We start from the raw sequence: 17431 nt of genomic DNA on the forward strand, positions 1-17431 counted from the left end.
ATCGAGCGTTCCGCGCCCCCACGCGGAGCCTCCGTATCACCCACCTCAGGCAAAAAGCCGGAGGGCCGTCCGGTATGAAGCGGGCGGCCTGCAACCGGCGCCAACCCGAAGGAGACAAGCGCATGACAAGCTATCAGGCGGCATCCGTTCGCCCCGCATCCACCGCCGACGCTGCCGGGCAACCCGGCGCGGCCGAAATCGAACGCACCTACGGCAAGGTGTTCTGGCGCATCGTGCCGTTTCTGATGCTGTGCTACGTGGTCGCGTATCTGGACCGTGTCAACGTGGGCTTTGCGAAGCTGCAAATGTCGCAGGACCTCGCGTTCAGCGAGACCGTCTTTGGTCTCGGCGCGGGCGTGTTCTTCGTCGGCTACTTTCTCTTCGAACTGCCCAGCAATATCCTGATGCATCGGCTCGGCGCGCATCTGGATTGCGCGCATCATGATCACGTGGGGCCTGCTTTCCGCCGTGTTCGTTTTCGTACGGACCGATGCAGTTCTATGCACTGCGTTTCCTGACCGGCGCGACGGCGGCTGCGGGCATCGCGATCATCAATTCGATCGGTAATCTGGCGGGCTTCGCCAGCCCGTACATGATCGGCTATCTTAAGGATCTCACGCACAGCACACAGACCGGCATGTACGTGCTGGCCGCGATGCTCGTCATCGGCGCGCTCGCCGTCTGGCTGACGCCCGCGCGGCTCGTGAACCGCTAACCGTATTCAAGGAGTCGCTTCGATGCCACGCTTTGCCGCCAATCTTTCGATGATGTACAACGAACACGCGTTTCTCGACCGTTTCGCCGCCGCCGCGCGCGACGGTTTCGAGGCCGTGGAGTTTCTGTTCCCTTATGAGTTTCCGGCCGCCGACATCAAGCAGCGTCTCGACGACAACGGCCTCACCCAGGCGCTCTTCAATGCGCCGCCGGGTGACTGGGCAGCCGACGAGCGCGGCACCGCGTCGCTGCCGGGCCGCGAGGACGAGTTTCGCCGCAGTATCGAGACCGCACTCGACTACGCGCGTGTACTCGGCAACGACAAGCTGCACGTGATGGCCGGGTTGATCAAGCCGGAGCAACCGCGCGCCGCGCATCGCGAGGTGTATCTGAAGAACCTCGCTTATGCGGCGCAGGCCGCCCAGGCTCACGGCATCACCGTCGTCATCGAGCCGATCAACACGCGCGATATTCCCGGCTTCTTTCTGAACCGGCAAGACGACGCGCAGGCCATCTGCGCGGAAGTGGGCGCGCCGAACCTGAAAGTGCAGTTCGATCTCTACCACTGCCAGATTGTCGAAGGCGATCTCGCCGTCAAGCTCAAGCGTGACATGAAGGGCATCGGGCATATCCAGATTGCCGGCGTGCCTGAGCGGCACGAGCCGGATCTTGGCGAAGTGAACTACCCGTATCTGTTCTCGCTGATCGACGCACTCGGCTACGACGGCTGGATCGGTTGCGAATACCGGCCGCGCGCGGGCACTTCGGAAGGGCTTGGATGGATCAGGCCGTACGTGAAGGCGCGTAGCTGAGCGAAAGTACCTGAGCGCATTCGACGGACACACTGAGGAACAACAGCGACATGAAAGTACTGATCACGGGCGGTGCGGGATTTCTGGGCCAGCGTCTCGCGCGCGAACTGCTCGCACGCGGCGAACTGAAGGGCGCAGATGGGCAGCGCGAGCCGATCACCGAACTGGTGCTGCTCGACGTCGTCGCGGCGCCGGGGCCGGCTGACGAACGCGTGCGTGTCGAGGTCGGGGACATTGCCGAGCGCAGCGTGCTCGAACGTGTAGTCGACGACAGGACCGCGGCGATTTTCCATCTCGCGGCGATCGTCAGCGGCCAGGCGGAAGCGGACTTCGATCTCGGCATGCGCATCAATCTCGACGCGTCGCGGCTGCTGCTCGACGTGTGCCGCGAGCGCGGGCATCGGCCGCGCGTCGTGTTCACGAGTTCGGTCGCCGTCTATGGCGGCGATCTGCCCGACGTCGTCCTCGATGAAACCGCCTTGAATCCACAGTCGTCGTATGGCGCGCAAAAGGCCGTCGCCGAGTTGCTGCTCAACGACTTCTCGCGACGCGGTTTCGTCGATGGCCGCGTGCTGCGTCTGCCGACCATCAGCGTGCGGCCGGGCAAACCGAATGCGGCGGCGTCCTCGTTTGCCAGCGGCATCATTCGCGAGCCGCTGAACGGCGAGCCGGCCGTGTGCCCGGTGAGCGGTTCGACGCGGCTGTGGCTGCTGTCGCCGCGCAAGGCGATCGAATGCCTCATTGCCGGATGCGAGATCGACGGCGCGGCGCTCGGCAACCGGCGCACGGTGAATCTGCCGGGCGTCTCGGTGACGGTCGACGAGATGATCGCCGCGCTGCGGGAAGTCGCGGGCGTTGCCGTCGCGGCACGGATCGAATTTAAGGCGGATGAACGTGTGGAGAAGATCGTCGGCAGCTGGCCCGCGCAGTGGGACATCGCGCGCGCGTCCCAGCTTGGCCTGCAAGGCGACGCGTCGTTCAAGGATATCGTGCGCGCGTTCGTCGACGATGAACTCGGTGGGAAGACTGCGCAGCGTTGATTGCCTGCCCGGCTTCTTGCGCGAGAAATAACACACGCCGCCTTCGCAGACCTGAGTCTTTGCGAGGCGGCGTTCTCGTTTTACCGCAGTTGGAGACCCTCGCGATGCTGCGGGCCGCGCGGACCATAGTCGAGTTCGGCGCCCAGATTGCTGCTGCGCGTGATTGGCGCGGGTGCATCGCAGGCGTCCATGATCGATTCGACAAAAATCAGTTTGTCGTTCGGCGCGGCGAGGGCGTTTTGCAGATCCCCGCAGGTCCTTGCCACGAACGACTGCACGGAGGCGCCGGGATGGAGCACCTTCGGCAGCTCCGCGTAAGCCCAGTTCGCAATGTCGTTATAGGGCTCCGTCTTGCCCAGGTAGCCGCGTTCGATGGTGTAGCCGCCATTGTTGATCAGCAGGATCGCCGGCTTGTGATCGTGGTGCAGAATGGTCGACAACTCCTGCGCCGTGACCTGGAACGAACCATCGCCGATGAGCAGCACGTGGCGGCGCTCAGGGGCCGCAGTCAGCGCGCCGAGCAGGGCGCCGACCGAATAGCCAATCGATCCCCAGTTGATCGAACCGATGAACGTGCAGCCCGGCGGCAGCTTCAGGCCGAGAAGGGAAAACGACGTGCCATTGTCGACATACAGGACGTCGCCGGGCCGCAGATAGTCCTGGACAGACTGCCAGTAAGCGGCTTGTGTCAGCTTCGCGGCAGCCTCGACGTGCATCCGTGCGGCGGGCGCATCCACCGGGCGTTGCACGCGCGTCGCCACCTGCGGGATCGCATCGATCACGCCCCGTAGCACTTCCTTGAGCGTCACCGCCTGATAGTTGTCTTCGCCGATGTCAACGGCGTGCGCGCGCGCGTGGATCGTGCGGGCCGGAAGCGTTGCCGAGAAATCGCCCGTGGTCACTTCGATCGGCCGGTAGCCCACGGCGAGAAGGCAATCGCTGCTCTCGATCGTTTCCTGCACCCCAGGCTCGCTGCCCTTGCCGGCGTAGATGCCAACGTATTGCGGGTGCGATTCGTCGACCACGCCCTTGGCGGCGTTGATCACCGCGACCGGAGCCTGCAGCTTTTCCGCCAGCGCCACGAGTTCGGGGACGACGCCGAACCGGTCGGCGTCCGTATCCACGAGGATCGCCGGTGCGGTTGCCGCGGAAAACTGTTGGGCGAGCGCGGCGATGCACGTTTGCAACCGTTCCGGATCGCTCGGAACGTGGGCAGGAACGAGCGGCGCGGCCGGCACCTCGATCTCGAGGTAAGCGATGTCGGAAGGCAGTTCCATATAGACCGGGAGCTTTTCCCGCCAGGCGGTGAGGATCAGCCGGTCGATCTCGACGACGGCGTTGCGCGGCGTGATCCTCGCCTGGGCGACCGTCACCGGCGCATAGGCGCGCAGGAAGTGGTCGAAGTTGCCGTCGGCCATGGTGTGATGCATGCCGAGGCCGCGATCGATGGAGCGCAGCGGGATCGAACCGCTGATGCAGATGACGGGGACGTGCTCGGCATAGGCGCCCGCCACACCGTTGAGCGCGCTCAAGGCGCCGACGCCGTTCGTGACGAGCAGCGCGCCGAGGCCATTGAGACGGGCATAGCCGTCCGCAGCATACGAGGAGGTCAACTCGCCCGTCGTGCCGACCCATTCCAGCTCACCGCTATCCTGGAGTTGCTGCAACAGCGTGAGATTGTAGTCGCCCGGGACACCAAACAAATGACGAATACCGGCTTCCTGGAGACGGCGCAGCAGGAAGTCGCCAATCGTCATGCGTTGGGTGAGTTTGGCCGTGTTTTGCGTGATTTCCATGGAGGACTCCTAAGGTGGGTCATTGGAGGAAGGGGCGGTACCGGTGATCCATTGCACTCCGCGGAAACGGCGCTGCGTAAATCGGTATGCGGTACAACGGAATCGAAGTCTAGGCGCCCTGCAAAAACAAGAGCGTGACCGGGCCATTACAAAAAAATATCAGGGAGAGAACACGCTGCACTTCGTCATTTCTCTGTAATGATTGAGTAACGGCCCTGTTGGAACGCACTGCCTAGACTGCTATCACGCCTGGCTGGCATAGGGGCGCAAAACGAGCACAGAATCAGTGACACGCGCATGAGAGTGCAGGGATCGACGCCATGAAAATCCTCGTCATCGAAGACGAAGCCAAGACCAGCGAGTACATCCAGAACGGCTTGACGGAAGCCGGCTACGTGGTGGACGTGGCCACGAACGGCATCGACGGGCTGCACCTCGCACAGGAGATGGCTTACGACCTGATCCTGCTCGACGTGATGATGCCGGAGATGGACGGCTGGACCGTCATGAAGAAGCTCGGTGCCCGCATCAAAACGCCAGTGTTATTCCTGAGCGCACGCGGCACGCTCGAAGACCGGCTCAAGGGCCTCGATCTCGGCGCCGACGATTATCTCGTCAAGCCTTTCTCGTTTGCCGAGTTGCTGGCGCGCATCCGCATCATACTGCGGCGCGGCCAGCCACAAAAGCAGGAGGAGCAGGTCTTCGAAGTCGGGGATCTGCGGGTCGACGTGCCGAAGCGGCGAGTCGACCGGGGCGGCGTGCGCCTCACGCTCACCAACAAGGAATTCAACCTGCTGGCGTTCTTTCTGGAGCATCAAGGTCAGGTGCTGTCGCGCGCCCTGATCGCTTCGCGCGTCTGGGACATGAACTTCGACAGCGATAGCAACGTGGTCGATGTTGCGGTGCGCCGGCTGCGGCAGAAGATCGACGACCCGTTCCCGATTCGTCTGATTCATACGATTCACGGCGTGGGATACCGTTTCGAGTACGAAGCATGAAGCGGCTTTCGCTCACCACGCGCCTTGCGGTGTTATACGCGCTCATCGTTTTTACCGCGATGGCGTTGCTCGGCACCTTGCTGTATCGCGGGCTGGAGCGGCAACTGATGGTGCGCGACGACGCGGCGCTGGTGACGCGCGTGGACCAGCTTCGCACGCTGATGAACGATGTCGACGTGCGCGAGCTGATACGCGACAAGCCCCATCTCTTCGCGAACATGCTCGGCAATACGGAATCGCTGCTGATCGTGGGCTTTCCGGGTGAAGCGCCGCTCATTACGGTGAATCCCGGTCACCGGGCGGTGCCGGACATGAAGCCGGTGCCGGTGGATATGCCGCTCACGCTGGGCGCGGTCCAGCATACGGTTGCGGCCGATGGGACGCCGTTCATCTACGTCGCCGCTGCGGCGCACGACGTAGCCGGAAAACAGGACCTGCAGATCATCTCCGGCCGCTTGCTGACCGAGCGCACGCAATTGCTGCGGGCATATCGGAACCAGATACTGCTATTCGCCTCCGCCGGCGCAACTATCGTCGCCTTGCTCGCTTTCGTCCTCGCGCGCCGCAACATGCAGCCGTTGCGTGTGCTCGCGGCGCAAACCGGGGCGATCGGCGTCAGCACGCTTTCGACGCGCATCGAGCAGCGCGCCACGCCGCCCGAACTCGACGCACTGATCGCCGCATTCAACGGCATGCTCGACCGGCTGGAGCGCGGGTTCACCCAGTTGAAACAGGTGTCGGCCGACATGGCGCATGACCTGCGCACGCCCATCGGCAATCTGCTCGGGCAGACCGAAGTCGGCTTGAGCCAGACGCGCGACACCGCGTATTACCAGCGGCTGCTCGGCTCGAATTACGAGGAATTGCAACGTCTGTCGAAGATGATCGACAACATGCTGTTTCTCGCGCGCACCGAGCAGGCCGATAACGCCATCGAGCGCAAGGACCTGCCGCTCGCCGTGGAGTTCGAGCGCATGCAGGAGTATTTCGAGGGTCTCGCGGAGGACCGCAACGTGAGCCTCGAGTGGCGCGGCGAAGGCCACGTATGCGCGGATCCGGATCTGCTGCGCCGTGCGCTGGGCAATCTGCTTGCGAATGCCTTGCGCTATGCCGAACCGGGGACGGCCATCTCGACCGTGGCGCAGCAAGGACCGGAGGCGACGACGCTCCATGTCGAGAATCGCGGGCCGACGATCGAGCCGCATCATCTCGAACGGATCTTCGACCGCTTCTATCGGGCCGATCCGTCACGGCACCGCTCGTCGGAGTCCAGCGGGCTAGGGCTTTCGATCGTGCGCAGCATCATGTTGCTGCACGGCGGAACGTGGCAAGCGTCCAGCAGCAACGGCGTGACGCGCTTTACGCTCGTGTTCCCGCGGCAGCGCGAGCGGCTGGGCCAGTAGGCGCCCCAGGGGCGGCGGCTCGACAAACCGCGCTATGATGGGTTGCCTTGAATTGGGGAATGCGGGACGCAACCCGTCGATGCGCGCGTGGGTTGTTCGTACGAGTGGAATTCAGCATCTATTCCAGTCATGAAGCCCAGTCATGAAGCGTAGAAGAAGCGATGAAACAACGTACATGGCCCAGACTCACTGTCGTTTGTTCATTCCTGGCTTTCATGCCGCTTGCGGGTTGCGTGGCCCGCGGCGCGCCGTCCTGGTCGCTCTTCGGCGCGTACTTTCCGTACTGGCTCGTGAGCGCCGTGATCGGCATCGTGGGCGCGCTCGTCGCGCATCGCGTGTTCATCTCGACCGGCTGGATTCGCGTGGTGCCATACCAGCTGTCCGTCTGCACCGCGATCGGCATCGTCGCCGGGGTGCTCGTCTGGCTGTGGGGAACGGGGCAGCTCTGACATGAAAATGGCCGGCCAGAATCCTCGACATGCCTGGAAGGGCCGCGCGATCGCCATCGTGATCGTCCTGCTCGGCGCGGCGGCGCTCTGGTACGCGTACGAGCGCTCGTCGCGCTATCCGTCTACCGACGACGCGTCGATCGACGCGGACGTCGTCCACGTCGCGTCCCCCGTGGGCGGCCGCATCATACGCGTGCCCGTGGAGGAGAACCAGCATGTTGCCAAAGGCGACGTGCTGTTCGAAATCGATCCGGTGCCGTACCGGCTCGCGGTCGCGCAGGCGCAGGCCGAAGTCGAGCTGGCGCGCGCCGCGCTCGCCACGCGCCGCCGCACGCTGATCGGCGAGACCTCGAACGCGACGATCGCGGCCGACCAGACCCGTCGTGCGACGCACAATTACGACCTCGCGACGCGCAGTGTCGACCGGCTGCGGCCGCTCGAGGCGCAAGGCTATGTGTCCACGCAACAGCTCGACCAGGCGGTCGTGGCGCAGCGCGATGCGAGCGTCTCGCTCGCGCAGGCGAAGGTGCAGCAGCGCTCCTCGGCGCAGACGATAGGCGACGACACCGACGCCATCGCGGCCTTGCACGCGCGCGAGGCCGCGCTGGCCATCGCGCAGCGCGCGCTCGACGACACGGTCGTGCGCGCGCCGTTCGAAGGCTACGTGACGGGACTGACGATCCTCGCGGGCGAGACGGTCGCGCCGAACCAGTCCATCTTCACGCTGGTTCACTCGGGCGAATGGTTTGCCGTGGCGAACTTCCGCGAGACGGCGCTCGGCGCCATCGAGGTGGGCGACTGCGCCACCGTGTACTCGATGATCGACCGCAGACAGCCGATGAGCGGCAAGGTGATCGGCATCGGCGCCGGCATCATGGATACGGACCGCGTGAACCTGCCGCGCAGCCTGCCGTACGTGCAGCAGTCGGTGAACTGGGTGCGCGTGGCGCAACGCTTCCCGGTTCGCGTGCGCATCGACGCGCCGGTCAACAAGCTGGTGCGCATCGGCGCCAGCGCGATCGTCGAGGTCCGGCATGGCCAGTCTTGCCGCTGACATCAGGCGGCCCGGTCCGCGGGAAATCGCCAGGCTGCTCGCGCCGTTTCCGGGCCGCGCCGCGATCGTCACACGCATCGCGCTGATCTGCGCGCTCACGGTGCTCGTGACGGTCGGCTACGGCACGCCCGATGCCGCGACGGCCGTCTATATCGTGTTCTTCCTGAACCGGCCCGACCGCATGACGAGCGTGGTCATGTCGTTCGCCTTGATGCTGCTGGTGACCGTGATCATCGGGATCGTGATGATCTTCGCGATCTTCACGATCGACCAGCCGCCGCTGCGGGTGGCGAGCATGGCGCTCCTGTCGTTCGGACTGCTATTCGCCACGTCGGCAAGCAAGCTTCGTCCGATCGGCGCGATCCTGGCGATGATCGTCGGCTTCGGGCTCGACGAACTCGGCCTCGCGCCGCTTGGCGAAGCGGCGACGCGTGGCCTGATGTACGCATGGCTGATGGTTGCGATTCCGATCGGCGTGGCGATCGTCGTGAATGTCGTGATCGCGCCGTCGCCGCGCCGGCTTGCTACCGCGCAGCTTGCGCGGCGCCTGAGGCTCGCTGCGCGCCGCCTCACGGGCACTGCGACCGATGAGGAGCGTGCCGCATTCGAAGCGAGCCTGCGCGAGGGCGACCATCAGATCCTCACGTGGCTCAAGCTCTCGACGCTCGAAGGCACGTTGGTGCCAGCCGACGGCGCGGCGCTGCGCCAGGCGGCGGCGTCCACGACGGCGATCCTGGTCGCGACGGATTTTGCCGCGAGCGAGCCCGGCGCGCGCCTGCCCGACGCATGCACGGCGCAGCTTGCCGAAACGATGACGCAAATGGCCGCGATGCTGGAGGCGGGCGGCTATCCCGTGGATGTCACGCTCGACGTGCCGGACCTGCCCGAGGGAGCCGCGCTGCCAGCGCTCGTGCTCGCCGACCTGCGCGCCGCGCTGGAGGGCTTCGCGGTGCCGCCTGCAGAAGGCGCCGCCGCGCCGGTTCCGGCTTCCGAAAAAGCCGCCGAGCTTCCTGCAAGCAGCGGCTTTTTCGACGCCGACGCCTTCTCGAATCCCGATCACGTCCGTTACGCGTTGAAGACCACGGCGGCGGCAATGTTCTGCTACGTGCTGTATCAGCAGCTCGACTGGCAGGGCATTCATACGTGCTTCATCACCTGCTATATGGTGTCGCTCAGCACCACGGCCGAAACCGTCGAGAAGCTGACCCTGCGCATTGCGGGCTGTCTCATCGGCGCGTTGTTCGGCACGGCGGCGATCGTGTTCGTCACGCCGCGATTGACCTCGGTGGGCGAGCTGATGGCGCTGGTGTTCGCCGGTGGCTGGCTGGCCGCGTGGGTGGCGATGGGGTCCGCACGGATCGCCTACGCGGGCATGCAGATCGCGTTCGCCTTCTTCCTGTGCGTGATCCAGGGCGCGGCGCCCGCATTCGACCTCACGCTCGCGCGCGACCGCGTGATCGGCATCCTGATCGGCAACGTCGTGATCTATCTGATGTTCACGCGCGTCTGGCCGGTGAGCATCGCCAGCCGGATCGACGCGACGTTCAAGACGCTCGTGGCGCAATGGAGCCGCATCGCGCGCGCCGCGGACGCCCGCACGCGCCGCGCGCTCGCGGCAGGCGCGCTCGCCCAGTACGGTGGACTGCGCCAGGATGTCGGGCTGATCCATTACGAGCCCTCGTGGGTGCGTCCCGAGCCGGAGTGGGTGGCGAGCCGGCGGCGTGCGCTTGCGGAAATCGAGGCGCTGGAGGCGCCGCTGGTCCTGGCGGCAGGGCGCGCGGGCGCGTCGCGGCTGGGTGAGATCGCCGAGCGCCTCGCTGCCGGCAACGACACGCAGGGGCAAGCCGCACATCATGCCGCCGACATGCAGACGCGAGACGCCGGGGCCACGGAGGACCGCACGGCCGACCCCGCGCTCGATGCGCTCCAAAGCGTCATCGCCCGGCGGTTCCGACAGATCGCCGAGATCACACGCCCAGCTTCGGCCACGGAGACGACGACCGATGCGCGCCCCTGAACCGACGCCCCGGCTCATCGTATTGGCCGCCACGCTGGCTGCCACATTGGCTATATCGGGACTCGAGGGTTGTGCGACGTCGTCGATCGATCTTGCACCTGCCGCGCCGGACCGCCCCTGGCCGCCGCAGACGGACGCCGGCGGCAACATCGTGCCCGGGCCGCCGCGCAGTGCCAGCGAGGCGACGCAGGCGGGCTACACGTTGCCGCGCAGCGCCGCGCTCGCTTCGATCGAACCCGCGGCGGCGCTCGATGCGAACCACGCGTACACGCTGCCCGAGCTGATCGATCTCGCGGAGTCGACGAACCCGCTCACGCGCATCGCCTGGAACGACGCGCGCAATGCGGCGCTCGCAGCGGGCATCGCGAAGACCGCCTACTTGCCGCAGCTCACCGCCACCGCCATGGGCGGATACGAGGCGGCGAGCGGCGCGGCGTCGACGCCGCTGCTCGGCACCACATCGACCAACTCGAACATTCACGGCACGGTTTCGGTGCTCTCGCTGCAATGGCTGCTATTCGATTTCGGCGGCCGGCGCGCGCACCTCGACGCGGCCAAGCAGCTTTCCGTGGCGGCGAACGTCGCCTTCACGTCGGTTCACCAGCACGTGATCCACGACGTGAGCATCGCGTACTACACGTATGAAGCCGCGAACGCGCGGGAGCATACCGCGCAGCAGGCGCTCGACAACGCGGACGGCATTCTCAGCGCCGCGCGCGCACGGCGAAAGCAGGGCGTGGGCACCGTGGTCGAGGTCGCGCAGGCCACGCAGAACCGCGCCCAGGCCAATCTCCTGAAGGTGCAGGCGGACGGCGCGCTGAGCGACAGCTATCTGAGCCTCGTCTCCGCGCTCGGTATCTCGCCGTTGTCGAAACCGCTGATCGCCCCGTTGCCGACGCGTACGCTCACGCCGGCGTTGCACCAGAGCGTCGATGAGATCGTGGCCGATGCGATTGCGCGACGGCCGGACGTGCAGGGCGCCTATGCGCTGGAACAAGCCAAACAGGCGAAGATCCGCGCGGCCGAATCCGCCTTCATGCCGAAGGTCTTCCTCTCGGCAGCGGCCGCGTATGGCACCGGCACGACGTCGATCACGGCGATTCCCCCGGTCGGCGATCAGGCGGCGACGGTGAACCTGAACGGCAGCCGCCGCAGCGGCAGCATCTTCCTCGGCGTGACGATTCCCCTGTACGACGGCGGCTTGCGTTCCGCCGTATTGATGCAGGCGCGCAACGATGCGGACAGTGCGTCCGCGCAATTGACCCATACGAGGCAAGAAGCCGTCCGGCAGGTCGTTGCCGCGCAGAACGGGCTTTCGACTAGCCTCGCCTCGAACGACGCCGCGAAGGCGCTGGTCGAGGCCGCGCAGACGACCTACGATGCGGCGTTCGCCGCGTTCCGGCACGGCGTCGGTACCATCACCGATGCGCTCCTCACGCAGAATCAGCTGCTCGCCGCGCAGAACGCCTATGCCGACAGCTACAGCGCCGCGCTTTCTGCCGCGGCGACGCTCGCCCTGGCAACGGGCGAGATCGGCTCGCCGTCCATGGAAGGCGAGCCGTTTCAACAGGATCACTAAATAAAATTCGCCGGCGATTCAGCTGCCAAAATACGTCATGCAATAACTGGCGGGGCCAACACAGGTGGACGGTGCGGGCGTATGCGTACGCGAACCCGCAGCCGAGCTGCCCGCCATCGATACGCCACCCATGTCGTGTTGCGCCGAATCCTGCGCGTATTGTGCAGCTGCGACCTTGGCCTCGGCGGCCTGAATGTCAGCCGGATAGTCGATGTCGTCGCCGCGGCCCGGGCTGTAGCCGGCTTGCTCGACACGCACGAGATCCGCACGCACTTCGGCGCGGGTCAGCGGTTGAGTGGACTGCGCGAAGCTATATGCCGGGACGGCGACCGCAGAAGCTGCGACGAGAATGCTGAGAAGAAGCCTGGACATGATCAATACTCCTATATACCCGCAGAGCGGATGAGTCGGGAAGGAAAGCCGCAGCATCGACTGTGCATGGACGCGAAGACAGGCTTAGGAACGGGCGACTTGAAACATGGCTAAGCGAGGCAAGGCGTTACTGCGTGGTTGCAGTGTAGGTAAGCGATCCGGTCGCCAAGGTTACCCAGTCATTACAAGAAAATAACGAATCTTCCGTCCCTTTGATTCGATGCCCCGGCGCCGGCACGTCATTTTTTCGTAATGACCGGGTAACCCTCCCGTTCGAGGCGGCTTTCTAGACTGGCCGTGTTGTCAATCGATTCGTACTCACATCGCGTCATTCCGAGGAGCTGCCATGTCTTTCCCTTCTTTCCGATCTGCCGTTGCCCATGCAGCAGCGGCGCTTTGCCTGGTTGCCGGCGCCGCTACGACAGCGCAGGCCGCGCCCGTCAAGAACGTCGTCCTCGTGCATGGCGCGTTTGTGGGCGGCGCCGGATGGCGTCCGGTCTACGACATTCTCACAAAGGATGGCTATAACGTGACGCTCGTGCAGGAACCGCTGACGTCATTCAAGGACGACGTGACGGCGACGAAGCGCGTCATCGATAGTCTGGACGGCCCGTGCGTGCTCGTCGGCCATAGCTACGGCGGCGCCATCATCACGGAGGCGGGCAACGACGCACACGTGAAGTCGCTCGTCTACATTGCCGCGCATGCACTCGATGTCGGCGAGACCGAAGTCTCGAATGGCAAGCGTTATCCGAATGCGACGCCCCACGAGGACATCGTGAAGACAGCCGACGACTATCTGTACCTGAAACCCGCCGATTATCCGCGCGATTTCGCCGCCGACCTTCCGATCGCGCAGGCCGAATTCGAGGCCCATGAACAAATGCCGACCGCGGCAGGTGTATTCGCGTCGGAGATCCCGGATCCGGCGTGGAAGATCAAGCCGACGTTTTATCTGGTCGCGAAGGCGGACAAGATCATCAACCCGGACCTCGAACGCATGTACGCGAAGCGTGCTCACGCGCAGACGGTGGAAATCGATGGCGCGAGCCATTCGGTTTATGAGTCGCATCCGAAGGAAGTCGCCGCGTTGATCGAGCAGGCGGCTCAGCAGCAGGGGCAATGAGTCGGCGTGCGCGCGTCGGACCGTCGCCGTCGCTCGCGGGATGAATCCAGCGCCCGAAAGCGCGGTTGCGCCAGGACTCAGTCCCGAAGCGTCTCAAGGGGGAGCGTAAAATTGCGAGGTGAGGTCCACCCTCACATCGGCGGCACCACGCCGTCCTTTTCGACCACGACGCGCTGCGCAAGGCGACGCGCCCGTCCTGCGTATTCCTGGAGCTTGTAGACGCAGTCCAGGTAGGGTGCGTCAGCCGACGTTCCCACGTGGGTGCCGAACCTCCCGCTGTTGATGCTGACGTCTTCCCTGGTGCCGCTTTGGCCTGGAAGGACGATAGCGTTGTCAGCAATTGCCGTACCTTTGAATGGCTCCGCCTGCGGCATGAACGTTGCTGTTTTTTTTACGGAACCGCTATTGGAGTATGAGATGAGACACAGCATGACAGGGATTGCGCTTGCGGCGCTGGTGGCACTACTGTCCGCAGCTGGATGCAAACGCGCCGACAATACCAGTGCCCAGAGCGGCACGGGCATGAGTAGTTCGCCTGCTGCGGCAAGCAGCGCTGGCGGTGCCAGTCAGTGAGGAAAGGCGCACCCCTTTGGGATGTATTTTCAGCGGTGAGTCGAGCGACGTCAGCCTCCGGACGATGCCACGTCGCTTCGGCCGTGTGCGGCCGGTGAATCTGGCTGGTACAAGTTGCAACGGGGCTGCAGGTCTTACAAGGGCGTAGCGGTGCTGGCCGGGGCGTTCTGGCCGGTGCCACTGCCGGCGCGAATGCCACAAACGCTGAATATGGGCGGCGGAGTTCAACGATTGGTGCGCTCGCGCATGACGGATGCCCGAGACTGGCCGGCATTGAAGCCATTCTGTTCCGAAGTGCTTCCCCATCGAGGGACCCTATGAAAACCGAACACGTTACCGAATACCGCGGTTGGCTGATCCGGTCCGTTGTAACGCCCGCTGAAAGCGGTCGCTGTAAGGCGGCTGCCATCGTGACGGACCATGCGGGTGAAGCCAGGACGCTTGGCGTCGACGGCGACTTTGCGCAGGCCGATGACGGTCTCGTCCAGGCGACAGAACTCGCGATTGCATGGATCGACCAGCGTCACGTCGTATCCGCTCGCTATGTGCGCCACAGGTAAGCCGGAATTCTCCCGGCGAATATTCGCCCCGCAGCGCGTATTGCCTGTATCGCCCCATCCTCACGCGTGCAGGCTCAGCTTGGGTCCAATGGACGCGGGATCGCGCGTCATCGCTTCTGCAACCATGGTCAGGGTCGATAACAAATACGTATCGACGCGAAGCCGACATCGCGGCGTAGCCGGCATGCGCGATGCTAGACAAAGGCTGACGAGGTCATCAGCCCGCCTGAATTCCTGCGCTTCCTGCAATGCCGGAATAGGCGGTTTTCAATTTATCGGAACGTTTCCGTCCCTGGCTCCTCGCCAGTCGGCGTGAGACCCCGAAGCGATGAAGGGCAAATGTTGCCTTTTACGGAGCGCGAAGATGAAAGTCAGGATCGCCAACGAAGGAGATGCGCCCATCTCGCTGATTGTGGATGGCGACGAAGAACTGCAGGAAACGGTCGAGGCGGGTGCGGAGTTGCTCGTGGCTGGCGACCAGGTCGAACTAAGGGATCCAGAGGCCGGACAGTACATGCTTCCGGACGAATGACACATTAACCTGCATGTTGCGTGTGGCCCATGTCCCGGAATCCATCCGCTCGAACGGCCTGGCGTGCGTTGCTTTTCGGCCATATTTTTGTCAGGGAGGACATCCTATGAAAGCAGGTAGGGCGGTCTTCATTTCGGCTGTTCTGTTGGCAACGGGCTCAAGCGGTGTCGTGCTTGCGCAGCGGAATCCGGACGCGGCAAGCGGCGGGACCGGAAACGGCAACGCGTCAGGCGTCCCAGGGAACGCTGTCGTTGGGCCAACGGCAACCACGAATGTGCCGGCCAGGTCGACCACATCGCGTGAGGAAACACTGGGGAAGCACCATACGCACGCGAAGAGGCCGATGACGACAGAAAGCAGGGCAACGAACGCGGGCAGCAACTCGAACGGACAATGACCATGCCCGTGTCGCGAGATGGTAGCTATGCAGGAGCTAACCATGTATTCAGTGGGTGAATACTTCGTGGAATGCGTTGCGAACCACGTACCCGGTGACGGATGGACAGCAACAGCTCGCATCTCCCGCAAGGAAGACTGGCGGAAGTTAATCGAAACGCCGAAAGCAGTATTCGCACTGTCGTTTGATCATCCTACGAAGCGGGACGCCGAACGCGCCGCTATCCGGTGGGCTCGCGAGCGCGTCTCCAGACACGGTGACGCTATTGAAATGGCCCTCAACGAATGCACACGGACGTTGCAAGACCGGTTCCAGGCCCGCATAGGGCACAACTAATGGCGATCTCACTACGGCTAGCCGGAAAGAGTTCGTACCGTGCGGCAATGGGGCGACGCTTTGCTACTCGGCCGCATTGGAAAGGGGCTATGATGCGTCGCGGAACTCATACATTGCTGGCGACTGCGAAAGAAACCGGCGCAGGCTTCACTGGATCAAGCGCGGCGGCGTACACCCACGCGGCGGTAACAGTCACTGTACGGGAATCCGAGGCAAAGCCCTACGACGAATCCGTGATCCCGGCGTTGGTAGAGGTCAACATCGACGAAACGTTTACCGGAGATATCGAAGGCGACTCGCACGCTCGCGCCTTGCAGGTTCGACACGACGATCAATCTGCAAGTATGGTCAGCGTGCAGAGAGTCCGCGCAAAACTGGGGGAGCGCAAGGGCACCTTCGTGCTGCAGGGCTCCGAAAATATCGCAAACGGCAGGATCACGGCGACATGGTTCGTTGTGCCCGGCTCGGGGACCGGCGCGCTTGCCCGATTGCGCGGCAGGGGCGGCTTTGAGGGCGCATTCGGAAAGCAGTCCGAGGCAACGCTGGACTACTGGTTTGAATGATTTCACCCTGCAGGCGTGATGTTCGCGGCTCCGTCAAGCATTTCGCTAATCACGCGATCGGCCGCCAAATGCCTGCAGCCCGGGACTCCCGATTTCCCGGTTGCTCAGTGCAGGCGCACGTCCGAATCGAGCCCGGTGAGCAACGCCACCATGGCGTGCGCCGACGGGCCAAACTTCGTGAGGCCCGGTATCAGGTTGTCACGCAGGAGGCCGACGAGGTCGGCCTCCTGGCGCAGCGCATCGAATTGCACGCCGCGTTCGGGAACGACGCCGCGCTCGCGCAAGGCTTGCGCGAGCAGTGCCTCGCTGCGAGCCTGCGACAGGATCGTCATTCCGTAGCGCGGATGCGCGCCAGCGAACTCGAGTTCCGCAATCAGTTTCCAGTCCTCGTAAAAGCGCGTGCGGTGGATGGCGCGCCCTTGCGCGACCATCGCCTGCGCGACGCCCGTGGACTCCAGCAGTTCGAGCGCGCGGGGATTGACGACCTGTGCGCGCGATTCGGTGGCAGCCTGCGGTGCGGCATCGACGATGCGGGTGCGCATGCCCTGGTCAGCAAGAAAAAGCTTTAATGGAGGACGTTCAAGGTCGCTCTCAGGGAAAGTGATTCGGGCCCGCTAGCGGCGCCCCTTGTAATACGCGTCAGCCTTGATCACTTCGACGCCGCGCCAGCCCCAATACACGCGATGGCGACTGATCCGGCCGTTCTCAATGTCCATCGCTTCAACAAAGTCCATTTGCTCGCCGTGGGGCGTCGCACGCGGATATTCCCATATCAGCCGGCGTCCATTCGTAAAATAACCGTCGCGATGGAACGAGCGGGCATCAGGTTTGCGTGGCGCCGCGCTGTCAAGCAGTGAACGGATTCGCTCGCGCCCTTCAAGGACACCGTCGCTGCCGCCGAGCAGGTGAGGAACGAGTGGGCTTTCGAGGATTGCCTCCGGTGCATAGAGCGCGATCATCGCGTCGAGATCGTCGGTCGACCATGCGCGGTCCCATTGCCGATAGATGCGTTCGACCTCTGCGGCCACATCGGGCGGCAGGTCTGTTCGATTCAGAATGTCAGTCATCGTGAACTCCGATTGAGCGGCGCCCCCACGAGGTGCGTGTCAG

The 17431-nt window shown here is 64.2% G+C and carries 17 protein-coding genes and 1 pseudogene; 13 read left to right on the forward strand and 5 right to left on the reverse strand.

Features of this window, described 5'->3' with window-relative positions; genetic code table 11:
• Positions 1–122 precede the first annotated feature (122 nt).
• The 3 genes and pseudogenes from AB4Y42_RS08660 to denD all read left to right on the forward strand — a co-directional run bounded on the left by AB4Y42_RS08660 (position 123) and on the right by denD (position 2566).
• A pseudogene (locus tag AB4Y42_RS08660) lies at positions 123–715 on the forward strand (MFS transporter).
• Positions 716–737: 22 nt separating this feature from the next.
• On the forward strand, positions 738–1526 hold the full coding sequence (gene otnI, locus AB4Y42_RS08665) for a 2-oxo-tetronate isomerase (protein ID WP_368693949.1): 789 nt from the start codon (positions 738–740) through the stop codon (positions 1524–1526).
• A 50-nt stretch (positions 1527–1576) separates the two neighbouring features.
• Positions 1577–2566, forward strand: coding sequence for a D-erythronate dehydrogenase (denD, locus tag AB4Y42_RS08670; RefSeq protein WP_368693950.1), 990 nt, complete (start codon positions 1577–1579; stop codon positions 2564–2566).
• Between the two features lie 80 nt (positions 2567–2646).
• On the opposite strand, the gene AB4Y42_RS08675 is transcribed toward denD, so the two are convergent.
• Entirely contained in the window at positions 2647–4362 is a 1716-nt protein-coding gene (locus AB4Y42_RS08675; protein WP_368693951.1) for an alpha-keto acid decarboxylase family protein, read from the reverse strand.
• Positions 4363–4682: 320 nt separating this feature from the next.
• On the opposite strand from AB4Y42_RS08675, the gene AB4Y42_RS08680 reads away from it, so the two are divergent.
• From AB4Y42_RS08680 to AB4Y42_RS08705, 6 genes are all read left to right on the forward strand, one after another.
• Entirely contained in the window at positions 4683–5360 is a 678-nt protein-coding gene (locus tag AB4Y42_RS08680; RefSeq protein WP_368690409.1) for a heavy metal response regulator transcription factor, read from the forward strand.
• Positions 5357–6763: a heavy metal sensor histidine kinase gene (locus AB4Y42_RS08685; protein ID WP_368690410.1), complete on the forward strand. Its 1407-nt coding sequence runs from the start codon at positions 5357–5359 to the stop codon at positions 6761–6763. The genes AB4Y42_RS08680 and AB4Y42_RS08685 overlap by 4 nt, the downstream gene beginning before the upstream one ends.
• 161 nt (positions 6764–6924) lie before the next feature.
• Positions 6925–7212, forward strand: coding sequence for a hypothetical protein (locus AB4Y42_RS08690; RefSeq protein WP_368693952.1), 288 nt, complete (start codon positions 6925–6927; stop codon positions 7210–7212).
• 1 nt (position 7213) lies between these two features.
• Positions 7214–8266: a multidrug transporter subunit MdtN gene (mdtN, locus tag AB4Y42_RS08695; protein WP_368690412.1), complete on the forward strand. Its 1053-nt coding sequence runs from the start codon at positions 7214–7216 to the stop codon at positions 8264–8266.
• Complete coding sequence (locus AB4Y42_RS08700) at positions 8247–10283, forward strand: FUSC family protein (protein ID WP_368693953.1); 2037 nt, start codon at positions 8247–8249, stop codon at positions 10281–10283. Before mdtN ends, AB4Y42_RS08700 begins: the two co-directional genes overlap by 20 nt.
• Positions 10270–11862 carry a TolC family protein gene (locus AB4Y42_RS08705; RefSeq protein WP_368693954.1) on the forward strand — a complete coding sequence of 531 codons (1593 nt, stop codon included), beginning with the start codon at positions 10270–10272 and terminating at the stop codon, positions 11860–11862. Before AB4Y42_RS08700 ends, AB4Y42_RS08705 begins: the two co-directional genes overlap by 14 nt.
• A gap of 18 nt (positions 11863–11880) precedes the next feature.
• Here AB4Y42_RS08705 and AB4Y42_RS08710 read toward each other — a convergent pair whose 3' ends face one another.
• Complete coding sequence (locus tag AB4Y42_RS08710) at positions 11881–12234, reverse strand: DUF4148 domain-containing protein (RefSeq protein ID WP_368690415.1); 354 nt, start codon at positions 12232–12234, stop codon at positions 11881–11883.
• Between the two features lie 346 nt (positions 12235–12580).
• Between AB4Y42_RS08710 and AB4Y42_RS08715 the strand changes: the two genes are divergently transcribed.
• The gene (locus tag AB4Y42_RS08715; RefSeq protein ID WP_368690416.1) at positions 12581–13360 is read left to right on the forward strand and encodes an alpha/beta hydrolase; all 780 of its coding nucleotides are present in this window, start codon (positions 12581–12583) and stop codon (positions 13358–13360) included.
• A 131-nt stretch (positions 13361–13491) separates the two neighbouring features.
• Here the strand turns inward: AB4Y42_RS08715 and AB4Y42_RS08720 are convergent, their stop codons facing one another.
• Positions 13492–13884: a hypothetical protein gene (locus AB4Y42_RS08720; protein ID WP_368690596.1), complete on the reverse strand. Its 393-nt coding sequence runs from the start codon at positions 13882–13884 to the stop codon at positions 13492–13494.
• Between the two features lie 366 nt (positions 13885–14250).
• Here AB4Y42_RS08720 and AB4Y42_RS08725 point away from each other — a divergent pair, with 366 nt between their 5' ends.
• The 3 genes from AB4Y42_RS08725 to AB4Y42_RS08735 all read left to right on the forward strand — a co-directional run bounded on the left by AB4Y42_RS08725 (position 14251) and on the right by AB4Y42_RS08735 (position 16321).
• A complete protein-coding gene (locus tag AB4Y42_RS08725; RefSeq protein WP_368690417.1) occupies positions 14251–14493 on the forward strand; it encodes a hypothetical protein in 243 nt (80 codons plus the stop codon).
• Between the two features lie 364 nt (positions 14494–14857).
• Positions 14858–15025, forward strand: a complete 168-nt coding sequence (locus AB4Y42_RS08730; RefSeq protein ID WP_368693955.1) for a hypothetical protein — start codon at positions 14858–14860, stop codon at positions 15023–15025.
• A gap of 822 nt (positions 15026–15847) precedes the next feature.
• Positions 15848–16321, forward strand: coding sequence for a DUF3224 domain-containing protein (locus AB4Y42_RS08735; protein WP_368690419.1), 474 nt, complete (start codon positions 15848–15850; stop codon positions 16319–16321).
• 104 nt (positions 16322–16425) lie between these two features.
• Here the strand turns inward: AB4Y42_RS08735 and AB4Y42_RS08740 are convergent, their stop codons facing one another.
• Together AB4Y42_RS08740 and AB4Y42_RS08745 are read right to left on the reverse strand one after the other, a co-directional pair.
• Positions 16426–16926, reverse strand: a complete 501-nt coding sequence (locus tag AB4Y42_RS08740; RefSeq protein ID WP_368690579.1) for an FAD-dependent oxidoreductase — start codon at positions 16924–16926, stop codon at positions 16426–16428.
• A gap of 9 nt (positions 16927–16935) precedes the next feature.
• Positions 16936–17388, reverse strand: coding sequence for a nuclear transport factor 2 family protein (locus AB4Y42_RS08745; RefSeq protein ID WP_368690420.1), 453 nt, complete (start codon positions 17386–17388; stop codon positions 16936–16938).
• Positions 17389–17431: the final 43 nt, after the last annotated feature.

The sequence above is a fragment of the Paraburkholderia sp. EG286B genome (assembly GCF_040965655.1).
GTDB lineage: Bacteria > Pseudomonadota > Gammaproteobacteria > Burkholderiales > Burkholderiaceae > Paraburkholderia.

Coding starts and splice junctions, on each gene's coding strand:
- otnI (WP_368693949.1), top strand. CDS start 738: ATGCCACGCTTTGCCGCCAATCTTTCGATGATGTACAACGAACACGCG.
- denD (WP_368693950.1), top strand. CDS start 1,577: ATGAAAGTACTGATCACGGGCGGTGCGGGATTTCTGGGCCAGCGTCTC.
- AB4Y42_RS08675 (WP_368693951.1), bottom strand. CDS start 4,362: ATGGAAATCACGCAAAACACGGCCAAACTCACCCAACGCATGACGATT.
- AB4Y42_RS08680 (WP_368690409.1), top strand. CDS start 4,683: ATGAAAATCCTCGTCATCGAAGACGAAGCCAAGACCAGCGAGTACATC.
- AB4Y42_RS08685 (WP_368690410.1), top strand. CDS start 5,357: ATGAAGCGGCTTTCGCTCACCACGCGCCTTGCGGTGTTATACGCGCTC.
- AB4Y42_RS08690 (WP_368693952.1), top strand. CDS start 6,925: ATGAAACAACGTACATGGCCCAGACTCACTGTCGTTTGTTCATTCCTG.
- mdtN (WP_368690412.1), top strand. CDS start 7,214: ATGAAAATGGCCGGCCAGAATCCTCGACATGCCTGGAAGGGCCGCGCG.
- AB4Y42_RS08700 (WP_368693953.1), top strand. CDS start 8,247: ATGGCCAGTCTTGCCGCTGACATCAGGCGGCCCGGTCCGCGGGAAATC.
- AB4Y42_RS08705 (WP_368693954.1), top strand. CDS start 10,270: ATGCGCGCCCCTGAACCGACGCCCCGGCTCATCGTATTGGCCGCCACG.
- AB4Y42_RS08710 (WP_368690415.1), bottom strand. CDS start 12,234: ATGTCCAGGCTTCTTCTCAGCATTCTCGTCGCAGCTTCTGCGGTCGCC.
- AB4Y42_RS08715 (WP_368690416.1), top strand. CDS start 12,581: ATGTCTTTCCCTTCTTTCCGATCTGCCGTTGCCCATGCAGCAGCGGCG.
- AB4Y42_RS08720 (WP_368690596.1), bottom strand. CDS start 13,884: ATGCCCGTGCCGCTCTGGGCACTGGTATTGTCGGCGCGTTTGCATCCA.
- AB4Y42_RS08725 (WP_368690417.1), top strand. CDS start 14,251: ATGAAAACCGAACACGTTACCGAATACCGCGGTTGGCTGATCCGGTCC.
- AB4Y42_RS08730 (WP_368693955.1), top strand. CDS start 14,858: ATGAAAGTCAGGATCGCCAACGAAGGAGATGCGCCCATCTCGCTGATT.
- AB4Y42_RS08735 (WP_368690419.1), top strand. CDS start 15,848: ATGATGCGTCGCGGAACTCATACATTGCTGGCGACTGCGAAAGAAACC.
- AB4Y42_RS08745 (WP_368690420.1), bottom strand. CDS start 17,388: ATGACTGACATTCTGAATCGAACAGACCTGCCGCCCGATGTGGCCGCA.